The following is a 12703-nucleotide window of genomic DNA, read 5'->3' as shown; positions in this document are numbered from 1 at the left end:
ATTGGCTGTATATAATAGCTGTGCTCGTGTCAGCATCCCTATTTGCAGTAAACAGGTTTCGAAATGGAGTGAAATGGTTTCACTCTTTTATCAACACCATTACAGGTCAACGGAGTAATACATGTCTAGACGGCTTAGAAGAACTAAAATTGTTACAACTCTTGGTCCAGCTACTGATCGCGATAATAATCTTGAAAAAATTATCAATGCTGGCGCCAACGTTGTTCGCCTTAACTTCTCCCACGGAACTCCAGAAGACCATCTATTACGTGCTAATAAAGTACGTGAGATTGCCGCTCGTTTAGGACGTCACGTTGCGATCCTCGGTGATTTACAAGGCCCTAAAATTCGTGTTTCTACGTTTAAAGATGGTAAAGTTTTCCTCAATATTGGTGATAAATTCATTCTTGATGCCAATTTAGGTAAAGGTGAAGGTTGCCAAGAAAAAGTGGGTATCGACTATAAAGGCTTACCTGCCGATGTCGTTCCAGGCGATATTTTACTTCTTGATGATGGGCGTGTTCAATTAAAAGTCCGAGAAGTCCAAGGATTACAAGTCTTTACAGAAGTTACTGTTGGTGGCCAATTATCTAACAATAAAGGTATTAATAAACTCGGTGGTGGTCTTTCTGCTGAAGCATTAACAGACAAAGACAAAGAAGATATAAAAACCGCAGCCAAAATTAATGTCGACTATTTAGCCGTTTCATTCCCTCGCTCTGGTGAAGATTTAGATTATGCGCGCCGATTGGCTCGTGATGCGGGTTGTGAATGTCAAATTGTTGCTAAAGTCGAGCGTGCTGAAGCCGTTGCCAATGATGAAGTTATGGATGAGGTTATTCTCGCTTCTGATGTCGTCATGGTTGCTCGTGGTGACCTCGGTGTAGAAATTGGCGATCCTGAGTTAGTTGCTGTTCAGAAAAAATTAATCCGTCGTTCACGTCAATTAAATCGCGTTGTTATCACTGCAACACAAATGATGGAATCGATGATCACTAACCCAATGCCAACACGAGCCGAAGTCATGGACGTTGCAAATGCGGTGTTGGATGGTACCGATGCCGTTATGCTTTCCGCTGAAACAGCCGCAGGTCAGTACCCTGCAGAAACGGTAGCTGCAATGGCACAAGTTTGCTTTGGTGCAGAAAAAATGCCTGGCCTGAATGTATCTAAACACCGTTTAGATGCAGAATTTAGCAGCCCAGAAGAAGCAATTGCTATGTCAACAATGTATGCTGCTAACCACCTTAAAGGGGTTAAAGCTATCATTGCAATGACTGAATCTGGTCGTACTGCTCGTATGATGTCTCGTATCAGTTCTGGCTTACCTATTTTTGCAATGTCTCGTCATGAAAAAACGCTCAACCAATGTTCTCTATACCGTGGTGTTACCCCTGTTTTCTGTAGCACCCACACAGATGGTATTGCGGCTGCTAATGAAGCAGTGACGCGTTTACGTGATAACGGCTATTTAATGAGTGGTGACGTGGTTCTTGTCACTCAGGGCGACTTAATGGGCACCGTAGGTAGCACGAATACTTGTCGTATTCTAGAAGTCGAATAATCTTTTAGCCCTCGCCTATGGGTGGGGGCTTTCTTTTATATTGGTGCTCTATCTAACCTTGAGCTTGTTTCCATTTGGTATATGCTTCGCTAATTACAGGGGCAATTTTATCATAATTTTCCCATGAATTTTCTATATGGTAAGTTGTTGGTAAATCACCTTTCAGGACACGTTCGTAATCTTCAAAATAGCCCTTCTCTTCCGCTGCATAGTAAAACTGAGTAAAAGCATTACCTTCATCACTCAAATCTTCATCTATAAATTTTTCATCACACATTGTCATCAAAAATTCACGGCCATCCAGTTTTCGGGCTTTAACTAATGCGAGTTCTTCCTCTGATTCTTCAGTATGAAATTCTCCTACTAAATTATTATGAATAATCCATGTTAAATAAAAGCCAATATGGGTGCCTCCATTCTCATTTGGTAAGTCTGATGGATAATCACCACCGTAATGCCAATCCATACGATCAAATGCCATAGTCGTCCTCAATCTATTCATCAATAAAAGCTAACTATAACTTACTTCAGGTTAGTGATGAATTAAGATAAAGTGCAAAATGATGGTTAAACAAGAAGTAATGCTAGATAGTAAAGCTAGATAGTAAAGCTCTGCATGTTATGTACAGAGCAAATAGAATTTAGTGATATTGTAGATTAAATTGTAACGTACCGTTTGCTTTCCCGGCAGTTGTTGTAGATTGAGTTTGGATATAAGCAGCTTCCAATGGAATGTTATATTGCCCTACATTATTTTGTTCAACGATAGGCATTAGCTGATTAAGCTTAATTGGTGCTCCTTTATATTTTACTTGGATTGCATAGCCCTTCGCTGTATTTTCATCGGCTAAATTATTGAGTGCGATTGTCCCTGGTGTTTGACTTGCATCTTGGGATCCAATAAACGTAATTTTTATCGGTGATATAGGGTCACAGTCTAATTGAATTTGAAAATTTTTCTTGCTCTCGGGGCTCGTTGAACCAACACCTGTAAACGACGATTTGCTGACTTTACCGAACGGCACATCTATTGACTTATTTTTAACTTCACAACCACTCGAAATAACATTAATTGGTCCCATAGCCACTTTGGGTTCGACTCTTCCATATAAATCTGACGTAATAAAGCCATTATGGAATAAAATTAACATCGCAGCATTAGTGGCTGGCAACGTTTGGCTTTTAACATTATTACCAACTTTATAAAAATCTGCTCTTAACTTTACAGTGTATGTTGCTGATGATGCATTAGAACCACAAATTAACCTATTACTAATATTTCCATCTTTCGTATTTACTCCATCAACATATGCAGAACCAGAGCAAGGGCTCATTACTGTTCCATGCAAAGCATAACCAACACCTGAACTATTCACTTCTCTCACATAACCTACACCAGAAATGTACCTTGAATTCCCAGATCCGCTTGGTAAATATATGCCCACTTCTGTATTACCAGTTACATTCCACCACACCCAAGGGGAATGGGTTCCTAAATCAACCGAGCCAATAAAAGTACCTACTGGTAATGTGCGTGAGACATAAAGTGTTTTATTCGAATTAACAAGTTGGTTAGTAAATTCAGCCCTAAATTCTGCAACACCAAATTGTGAATATAAAAGTAATGGAATGCCGATTTTTAATCCTAAGTTATTCATGACGACTCCTATTCACAAGTTCGTTCTATAAACTGAATTTTTTCATTTTCTAACGATAATGAAAGTGGAACTGTACATTGTTGATTATGACTATTACCCCATTTTACAATGACGGTACTTTGCGCTGGAACACCGCTTAAATAAACTTCCCCATCATTTGCAACAATCCCCCCTGTCACTTGCTCTTCATTTTCTATAACAGAAACTTGTGTGCCAAATGCAATGGGTTTGCCTGCATACTGCAGTTTTAGTAATACTCTAGCACCGCGTTTTGCTTGAAAATTAGCTAATACAATAGCTCCTTGAGTAGGAACGACGGTTGTTGTATTAATAGCAACATCATTATTACCACTTAATGTTGCAGTATCGACACTAATTTTATTTCGTTCATAGCGTGTAACCGTAGGGATTACGGCAAATCCTGAAGAATTAGTATAGAGCGACTGCGCATTATTCACTTTTAAATTATCAATATCTTCAGCTTTTACCAGCACTGCAGAATCATGAATAGTACGTGATGTCGTTAACCCTCCAGAATGCAGTAATAACGCTCCTGTTGCACCGAGATCGACAGAATGATATTTAGGGTCATAATTATAACCTGCACTGTATTCCCCTGATGAAACGATATAGTTTGCACTAACGGAACTACTATATTCATCATGGCTGTGGTTATATCTTTGCGTAAGGTCATACTGCAAATTATTATCTTCTAATTGCGTACCATTAAAACTCAATGAGCTAATAGAGTCGCCATTTTTACTGGTATTATAGCTATAATTGATCCAATTATTTCTCCGCCCTAAATCAAAAGGAATACTTAAATTTAATGACAGCATCTGGTCATTGGTATTTAAATAATCTTGCTTTGTATAAGAATAAGCAACACTGTAATTCATCGAATTATAATTAGAACTAAAACTCATTGTTAAATTTTTATCTGAACCACTTTTATCCCAGTAATATTGCTGGTAACCATTCACTGATAAATAACCTATTCCGTTAAGTGATTGGGATACTGATGCTTGAAACTGTTGTTTTTTCCGACCGATGTTATAAAAGTAATTATTCGAATCAGAGAAGTCATAATAATTCTTTGTTGAATAGCGATATGATGCTAAAGAAAAAGAAGTGCCTGTATCTGGAATATATTTTGAATACTGAATTCGGTACGATTGGCCTTCTGCCTTCTTTTTATCAATCAATTGTGTTGATGCTTGTGTAATATCTGCCGATATCGCACCAATATTACCTAAATTTATTCCAGTACCTACTGTGTAAGCTTGATAGTCTTGGGAAACTAAAAAACCTCCATAAGCGGATAAGTTATATGGTAACCCATAAATTGCTGATACTTGCGCAAAATTTGGTTTACGTCGTGCACTATCAACATTATATTTACCAATATCCACACTATATTTTAATGCATCTGCTCTTTGCATCATGGGGACTGCTGAAAACGGCTGAATAAAAGATCGGATGGTTCCATTAGCTTCTTCAATGGAGACCTCAAGGTCACCACTGTATGAAGTTGGATATAGATCATTAATTGAAAACTCACCAGGTGGTACAGTTGTTTGATAAATCACATTACCATTTTGCCTGATAGTAACAATCGCATTTGATTGTGCAATTCCTGTCACTGTCGGTGCAAAACCCCTTTCACTTTGGGGCAACATACTTTCATCGGAAGCTAACCTTATTCCACGATAAGGATTGCTTTCCATCACACCATTATCAGAGGATGTTTCACCAATCGTTAATCGGCTTTTTAAACTTCTGATATCTCGTTCTATATAGGTTTGTAAATTATTCCAATTTGTTTCATTTGTTGTATTACTATATGTGCTATAGCTACGTAAACGCCAAGCATTTATATTAATACCACTTCTTAAACCTAAGAATGTGTTATCTCTGTTGTCTCTATTTTGGTACCAATGCTTATTAAATCTTGCAGTGTAATTAACAAATGCCGCATTAATTCCATCATCCCATTCTTTTGGTTCAACGTAACCTCGGCTAGTATTTTCTAATCCAATTTGAGGAATACTTATTTGTAATTGTTGGATTTCGAATTTGTATTGATAATTAGCGCTAGGAATAATTTGAGCAATATCTTTCAAGTATTCATCATTTTCAATTACTGAGAATTTTTCGCTTGCTGTGTTTTTCACTCCCCACTCTAGTAGCATTTTTTTTGTTATTTCAGGGAGTAACCTCTTAGTTTTATCATCAAATAAAAATGTAATATTCTTATTATCTACCAGTTGATCATTAATATAAATATCAACAAAATAATCACCTGGCAATTGCCCACCTGCGGAAGACAAATAGCCCAAGCTATTCACATCGGCAACTTGACTTTCAATCCCTGTGTTGATGGCATTAATATCAAATATATCTTCAGCAATTGTATTATTGGCATACAATATTAAGCTGATCGTAGTAAAAATTTTAGAATACATAAGCCTATTTTTGGTATAGAGAACTGACATCTTAGATACTCTTACTTGGTTTTTTTCTCTATGATAGCGCCATAGTCATTAATAAACTGAATAACTATTGAATCGCCATTATTTGTTTTTTTCTTAAGGATGTAGTCATTTTTAAATGGGTATATTAAGCTAGCACCATCAATGACCACGCCATTGATGAGGATATTTTTGATTGATAAATGATATGGTGTTTGGTTATCAATCATAATTCCATCTGGTTTTTCAACTAAATTAACCTTTTCAAAATCAAAGGGTTCAATATCCTTCGACCTTAAAAATAATTTAAATTGTGAATTTATAATTATTTGTAACTCATTTTCAATACTATTATCTTTCGGAGGTATTGATTTAATATTAAGCAAATAAATTTTTTCTTCATTTGAACCTATAGGTTCACCTATGTATGAGATCCTCGCTGAACCATTTGTATCTGGTTCAATACGGAACAATGGTGGTGTAGCAATAAATGGTGCTTTACCCTCACCATTAAATGGAGAAACCCAACTTTGAATTAAAAATGGTTTTTCTTTATCACTATTAAAAATCGGGATGTCAATTTCACGTTTGTTTTCTTCATAGACAAAACGCGTTCCACCTACACTAATACCTGACGCATGAGAGATGTTAGAAATAGAAAATAAATATATACAGATTGAAAAAAATATTTTTTTCATAAAACAGCCATGATATTGATGTGAAAAAGAGGGCAACTATTGTCACCCTCCAATTAATTAATGATATTGAATACTATACACTGCGCTGCTATTAGCAGGGCCTGCAGTTGCTACGCCAGTTGCTTTATAACGAGCTACGTAATCTAAATCTACTGTTGCACCATCGAATTCAATTTGTTTTGAATCATCAAATAATTTGATTTGTGTTGTTGCGTCTTTTTCAAATAAAGCAATACCGACATTATTTGCAACACCTGCACCTTGGTTAATGGCAAGAATATCCCGGTCTGCAGTATCACGTGTACCACCAAAGCGTACAGTAACTTTTGAGTTTGCTGGACAATCAACAAGTTTAATCGTGAAGTCTTTCAATCCTGCCACTTCACCCTGTGAAGATAAACTTTTAGCTGATACCTTTCCAAGGTCAACATTTAAGTTTTTTGAGTTGCTATCAACTGTACAAGCTATGTCAGTTATTTCCCCGGTAAAATTAATTGTACCTGAAGCAAAAACAGTTGGCGCAGATGTTACAGCTAAAGCAACCCCTATTACTGCTAGGGATTTTTTTAGAATACTCATAATAGTTCCTATAATATAAATTTTTAATTATTAATTACTACTATATGAATAAATCAATTACTCATATTAGGTGTGCGAAAGAAATATACCATTTACCTTTAGTTAAGTTAACTAATGGATACATTGAATTTTTTAAAATGACATCTAAAATATTTATGTTTGATTTTGATTATTCATTAATTGACTCATTCATTTATTTTTTTCATTATCAATTAGGTAGTATCTTAAAATTTCATTAGCCATTGAATTTTTATTCATATACATGTAGAAATTATAGAAGGATTTGTTATTTGCTGTTTTCAGCTCTTTTAATGAATTATTATTCAATTCCTTCTGGACTAAATTTTTTGGTAACCATAAATATCCAATCGAATTCTCAGCTAATTGAATTGCTAAATCCACATTAGGAACATGAATAGTTTGGATGTTTTTTATCCCATCCATCTCTGTAGATTCCAAAGCAATCAATGTTGTTTTTTCCATTAATTTCAATTTATTATCAGCATGGCAATGTTGAAGCTTATGATTTGGATTGGTTACAAACACCGCCTCAACTTGCTCGAGGAATATAGGGTTTAACGACTCAACGTAATGGTGAGTAATTAATAAATCATAATTTTTAACTCCGAAAACATCTGTTTTTTTTAATAAAATGCTTTTTAAATCAATATCATAATCCTTTTTGGAGCGACTTAAATTCCCAATTTTTTTCAGTATTTCATCACTTTGATATAGTGAATCAATAACAATATTAATTTTATTATTTCCTTCATAATTTAATGATTTAGCAACCTCTTCTAATGAAATTGCTTTATTTGTTACCTCTCTCGATAGCGCTAATAGCTGCTCTCCTTGTTTAGTTAATACTGCACGGCGTTTTTCTAAAGAAAATATTTCAATTTCCAATGTTTGCTCTAATTTACTAATGGTGTAGCTAATTGATGACTGTGTCCTATGCAAAATTTCAGCTGCTTGAGCAAAACCACCGTAGTCAACTACTGCCTGTAGAGTTATCCATTGATCTAACGTTGTTCGAGTTTTTTCCATAGAGTCTCCAAGTATTAATCTGGGAGTCATTTTTATTATATAATTAAAATATAGCAATATATTTTATAATCGTTAATAAGTGATTATACATAATGCTTAGTATTTACCCATATGTTTAAAATTATTTAAGTTCTTTTTTTTAGTATGTAAGGAATGATTTTTAATATAAAGATTAATTTTATATTTAAAATATAGTTTTTACACTTACTACATCATGAATAGAAATAATCAATAAATAATTTAAGTTTAAATTTAAAAAAAACAACAAAGTAAGAATGTAAATAAAAAAATCACCCCTAGCATATTTAATTTCAAATAAAAATAAATTATTATTATTAAATAAAAAATTAACAACCTCATAAATATTAAACAAAAATAATTTTTATAATGCATACAAATAATAACCATAATTAGCTAGTCATTTAACGATGACTTTATAATATTATCTACTGCATAGTTGGCTTTACATTGGATAAATAAAAAGGAATATCACAATACAGATATTGAAATAAAGTCAATTTAGTATATATACTAAGACTTAATTTCATGATTGATGTAACGCAGACTAATTACTGCTAATAATTACTTAAAACGATACGGTTTGATATTTATCAGTTCTAGTTTATCAGATGTTAGGTAAGTAATAATATGAACCCTCGTTCATTCTATAATTAATGCTTAGGATAGCGACCACCACTTTTTCTAAAAAAAAAATTATCAAATTGTTCTCATTTCCTTACTCATGTATCAAATTGACCTCCGAGCTTAAGATTAAACTCTACCGTCCAAAACATTTTAGCATACCTCAACTTAATTATTGTTAATTAAACGAATACATAAGTTTTTTTGCTCTTTTATCATGTTTATTAAGCATATCTTCCTTATATTGTACTTAACTTTCTGTCATGTAAGTTATGAACATCTAATGCAAAATTTATAATTAACATGTAAATCAATAAGTTAATTTGAATTTTGTTCTTCTCATTTTTATCAAGACTTTACAAAAATTAGATACAGCTCAAAAAATGAATGAAACATCTATAAATTACTAATGTACTATCCTAAATTTTTGTTATGAATAATCGTGTACCGTTTTTTAAAATCCCCCGTCATCAAGCGTATATTTCTATAAATACACACTTTTAAATAAAAAAAGCCATTACTTAAAAAGTAATGGCTTAAACACTATTCTGTAAAACTAAACACTAACGGTAGAGATCTTTACGCTGATAAGGCTCTATCTCCCCCTCTTTTCGCGTTTTTAATAGCTTTAATATCCATGTGTATTGTTCTAAATTCGGAGAAACCAAATATTCCAGTTCCTCATTCATTCTTCGTGCGATGTACTTATCATCCTTCCCATCGATATCATCCATTGGTTCGCGGATATAAATATGCAATTGGTGCGTTTTATGATCATAAACGGGAAATAGCGGTACAACTTTCGCCTTGCAAACTTTCATTAGCCTACCAATAGCAGGTAATGTCGCCTTATATGTGCCAAAAAAATCAACAAATTCACTATGCTCTTCACCATGATCTTGGTCAGGAAGATAAAAGCCCCAATAACCTTGCCTAACAGAAGCGATAAAAGGCTTAATCCCCGCCTCTCTTGAATGCAAGCGCCCACCGAAGTGGTATCTTGCTTTATTCCATAAATAATCGGCAACAGGGTTCTTTTGGTGATGAAACATTGCAGCCATTTTCTGGCCTTTTGCTGCTAATAGCATGGCTGGCGCATCAACAGCCCAGCCATGAGGAACCATAAAGATAACATTACTTTGCTGCTGTTTTAAGCGCTCTAAAATTTCTTGATTATGCCAATGTGTCCTAGCTAGCGTTTTACTCGCACCACGAAGACATAACTCTGCCAACATAACAAAGGACTGTGGTGCGGTTTCAAACATGCGGTCAACTAACTCTTCTCGTTGATGTTCTGTCAATTCCGGAAAACAATAGAGTAAGTTAATTTTGGCACGACGACGGCCACTTTTAGCAAGTCGCCCAACCCATTTTCCTATTTTAGCAAGTAAAGGGTCACGGATCTTAACCGGAATGAAAGCCAACCCCGCTAAAACACCAGCTCCTAGCCACACCCCCCAATACTTAGGTAACAGGTAAGAACGGTGAAAAGTTGGCACATAGCCTTTTTTATTATCAGTGTCTTGATCTTTATTCATGCTGTACTCAAGTGAATAATAGCCATCTTTCTATAGCTTATAATAATAGTTTACGGGAGCATTACAAAGAAAACTGGCAGATACAAGTACCTGCCAGCGATAAAAATAGAAACTTAAATTACTGTAGCTTGAGTTGTGGTTTCGTTTCTTTCACTAGCGCTAAATATTCTTTACGCTCTTTTCCTGTTAAACCACCAGAACTCGGTAATTTTGCGGTGAGTGGATTTACCGCTTGTTGATTTACCCACATTTCAAAATGTAGATGAGGACCAGTCGAACGCCCAGTATTGCCCGATAACGCAATGCGATCACCACGCTTAACTTTCTGGCCTGGCTTAACTAATAATTGACGTAAGTGCATGTAACGAGTTGTATATTGGCGACCATGACGGATTGCAATAAAGTTACCTGCAGCGCCGCTGTATTTTGAAACAATCACTTCGCCATCACCAACAGCAAGTACGGGTGTGCCAACAGGCATTGCGAAATCCACACCTTTATGCGGTGCTACGCGCCCAGTAACTGGGTTAACTCGTCGAGGGTTGAATTGTGAAGAGACTCTAAACTGCTTAGCAGTTGGAAAACGTAAGAAACCACGTTCTAACCCGTTTCCTTCGCTGTCATAATAGCGCCCATCTTCAGCACGAAAAGCATAATAGCTTTTCCCATTCGTTTGTAGGTGAACACCAATAAGTTGGCTCTGTTCACTGCGACCATTAAGCATTTCCCTGCTCATTAATACACTGAACTTATCGCCTTTTTTCAATTTTTTGAAATCAACCTGCCATTGTAAGGCTTTAATTACCTCACGGCCTTCATTGCGTGTTAAGCCCGCTTTATTTGTGCTTTGTGCAAATGTACCGTCAACCGTACCTTTTAAAACACTGTTAGTCCATTCACCTTCGCGAATCTGCTTAGCTTCTTCAAATTTGTTTGTCGTCCCAACACGGGTAAATACGCGGGTCTCACGGCGAGAAACTTCCCATGTTAATGACTCTAACTCACCCTGATCACTTAACGACCAATTTAATGACTGGCCTATCTTCAGATTTCTCAGTGATTTATGTTGATTAGATAGTGTTGCAACATCACCAGCTTCAATACCGAATTGAGTTAAAATAGTCGTTAAGTTATCACCACTTGCAACCACATATTCATGGACGAGAGGCGCAGCCACGCCCCCCGTCTCTACGGCTTCTGCTTCGGTATCAGCGAGGCCTTCATCGGGTAGCTGCTCACTACTGTCTTGAATTATATCGTCGGTAGCATCACTTGCAGGTAATAATGAGAGCGGAATGATGGTATCCGGTGTACCATCATATTCAGCAGTTGTTGGTACATGAACTGGCCGCCAAATTGCGACGGCCATAGTCGCTACAGTGAGCGTACTTAATACAATTTTGTGTGTTCTAGACAGGCTACCGTATACCTGAGCCAGACTTTTGGCCATTTGCTGCACTAAACAATTCCTTCTATTTTTAATCCAGGCAGCTGGCATATTGCTCTGATAATTGAGTCAAAAACTGCATGTAGCTATCCGGCCCTATTGCCAGCCCAATTCCTAGTGGGTCGAGAGTTCCCATTTTCACCCCCGTATTACGTGCTACACTTTCAATCACAGCAGGCCTGAATTGCGGCTCAGCAAAAACACATTGCGCTTTATGCTCAACCAATTGTGTTCGTATTTGATGTAATTTCTGCGCGCCAGGTTGTATTTCTGGGTTTATCGTAAAGTGCCCCAATGGAGCTAATTGATAGTGTTTTTCAAAGTAGCCATAAGCGTCGTGAAAAACAAAATAACCCTTGTTTTTAGCTGGCTGCAAAATACTAGCAATTTTCTGATCATTTTGCGTCATATTTTCTTTGAATTTACGAAGGTTTACGTCTAGCTTATCTTTTTGATCAGGATAAAGCTCTACTAAACGTTCATAAATGTCTTGCGCAGCAAAATTTGCAATTTCTGGAGACAACCAGATGTGCATATTATACTCACCGTGGTGATGATGTTCGTGATCCTTGTCATGATTAGCTTCATCTCCATGTTCATGGTCGTGTTCATCTTCATGGGACTCTGCCATAAGAAGTGGCTTAATATTTTTCTGTTCAGCCAATGCTAGGCGTTTATTCTGCGGTAATGTATTGATTGGCTTCTGTAAAAACATTTCCATATCAGGACCAACCCATACGAATAAATCAGCCTGTTTAATTTTTTTCAAATCAGAAGGTTTAAGTGCATAATCATGGGGCGAAGCACCGTCTGGTAATAAAACTTGTGTCTCAGTGACACCATCAGCAATTCCCGCGGCAATAAAGGCCAGTGGGCGAATTGAAGCCACAACATCAGCATTCGCAGCTGATACCATTGTTGCACTTAATACGGAGCTCGCCACCGCCCCAAAAAGAAATTTGCAGGCAATGTTTTTCGATTTATGTATCATAGCAGTCTTTTTCCGTGATTTTGATTTTGAAATGTTATAATATAACACAACATGAATTCTGCAAGATG

At 36.1% G+C, this 12703-nt stretch carries 10 protein-coding genes; 1 reads left to right on the top strand and 9 read right to left on the bottom strand.

Features of this window, described 5'->3' with window-relative positions; genetic code table 11:
- The first annotated feature begins 121 nt into the window (after positions 1-121).
- Complete coding sequence (pyk, locus tag PSF09_RS06525) at positions 122-1564, top strand: pyruvate kinase (protein WP_109913282.1); 1443 nt, start codon at positions 122-124, stop codon at positions 1562-1564.
- A gap of 52 nt (positions 1565-1616) precedes the next feature.
- On the opposite strand, the gene PSF09_RS06520 is transcribed toward pyk, so the two are convergent.
- The 9 genes from PSF09_RS06520 to znuA form a co-directional block, all read right to left on the bottom strand.
- A complete protein-coding gene (locus PSF09_RS06520) occupies positions 1617-2045 on the bottom strand; it encodes a DUF7832 domain-containing protein (RefSeq protein ID WP_272664968.1) in 429 nt (142 codons plus the stop codon).
- Between the two features lie 160 nt (positions 2046-2205).
- On the bottom strand, positions 2206-3222 hold the full coding sequence (locus PSF09_RS06515) for a fimbrial protein (RefSeq protein ID WP_272664969.1): 1017 nt from the start codon (positions 3220-3222) through the stop codon (positions 2206-2208).
- An 8-nt stretch (positions 3223-3230) separates the two neighbouring features.
- Entirely contained in the window at positions 3231-5717 is a 2487-nt protein-coding gene (locus PSF09_RS06510; RefSeq protein WP_272683641.1) for a fimbria/pilus outer membrane usher protein, read from the bottom strand.
- An 11-nt stretch (positions 5718-5728) separates the two neighbouring features.
- Positions 5729-6391, bottom strand: coding sequence for a fimbrial biogenesis chaperone (locus PSF09_RS06505; RefSeq protein WP_272664972.1), 663 nt, complete (start codon positions 6389-6391; stop codon positions 5729-5731).
- Between the two features lie 57 nt (positions 6392-6448).
- Positions 6449-6970 (bottom strand): fimbrial protein, encoded by a 522-nt coding sequence (locus PSF09_RS06500; RefSeq protein ID WP_272664973.1) that lies wholly within the window; start codon positions 6968-6970, stop codon positions 6449-6451.
- A 189-nt stretch (positions 6971-7159) separates the two neighbouring features.
- Positions 7160-8017, bottom strand: coding sequence for a LysR family transcriptional regulator (locus PSF09_RS06495; protein WP_272664974.1), 858 nt, complete (start codon positions 8015-8017; stop codon positions 7160-7162).
- A 1205-nt stretch (positions 8018-9222) separates the two neighbouring features.
- Complete coding sequence (gene lpxM, locus PSF09_RS06490) at positions 9223-10197, bottom strand: lauroyl-Kdo(2)-lipid IV(A) myristoyltransferase (protein ID WP_272664976.1); 975 nt, start codon at positions 10195-10197, stop codon at positions 9223-9225.
- 118 nt (positions 10198-10315) lie between these two features.
- On the bottom strand, positions 10316-11656 hold the full coding sequence (mepM, locus tag PSF09_RS06485) for a murein DD-endopeptidase MepM (RefSeq protein WP_272683640.1): 1341 nt from the start codon (positions 11654-11656) through the stop codon (positions 10316-10318).
- 19 nt (positions 11657-11675) lie between these two features.
- Positions 11676-12635 (bottom strand): zinc ABC transporter substrate-binding protein ZnuA, encoded by a 960-nt coding sequence (gene znuA / locus PSF09_RS06480; protein WP_210840342.1) that lies wholly within the window; start codon positions 12633-12635, stop codon positions 11676-11678.
- Positions 12636-12703 lie beyond the last annotated feature (68 nt).

This window comes from Providencia sp. PROV141 (genome assembly GCF_028481645.1).
Classification (GTDB): domain Bacteria; phylum Pseudomonadota; class Gammaproteobacteria; order Enterobacterales; family Enterobacteriaceae; genus Providencia; species Providencia rettgeri.
The sequence above is the reverse complement of the archived record's forward strand: the minus strand, read 5'-3'. Positions and strand labels throughout refer to the sequence as shown.

What these genes read in the sequence shown, in the direction of transcription:
- PSF09_RS06505 (WP_272664972.1), bottom strand. Translation starts at nt 6,391, where the DNA reads ATGAAAAAAATATTTTTTTCAATCTGTATATATTTATTTTCTATTTCT.
- PSF09_RS06500 (WP_272664973.1), bottom strand. Translation starts at nt 6,970, where the DNA reads ATGAGTATTCTAAAAAAATCCCTAGCAGTAATAGGGGTTGCTTTAGCT.
- PSF09_RS06520 (WP_272664968.1), bottom strand. Translation starts at nt 2,045, where the DNA reads ATGGCATTTGATCGTATGGATTGGCATTACGGTGGTGATTATCCATCA.
- znuA (WP_210840342.1), bottom strand. Translation starts at nt 12,635, where the DNA reads ATGATACATAAATCGAAAAACATTGCCTGCAAATTTCTTTTTGGGGCG.
- PSF09_RS06495 (WP_272664974.1), bottom strand. Translation starts at nt 8,017, where the DNA reads ATGGAAAAAACTCGAACAACGTTAGATCAATGGATAACTCTACAGGCA.
- lpxM (WP_272664976.1), bottom strand. Translation starts at nt 10,197, where the DNA reads ATGAATAAAGATCAAGACACTGATAATAAAAAAGGCTATGTGCCAACT.
- PSF09_RS06515 (WP_272664969.1), bottom strand. Translation starts at nt 3,222, where the DNA reads ATGAATAACTTAGGATTAAAAATCGGCATTCCATTACTTTTATATTCA.
- PSF09_RS06510 (WP_272683641.1), bottom strand. Translation starts at nt 5,717, where the DNA reads ATGTCAGTTCTCTATACCAAAAATAGGCTTATGTATTCTAAAATTTTT.
- pyk (WP_109913282.1), top strand. Translation starts at nt 122, where the DNA reads ATGTCTAGACGGCTTAGAAGAACTAAAATTGTTACAACTCTTGGTCCA.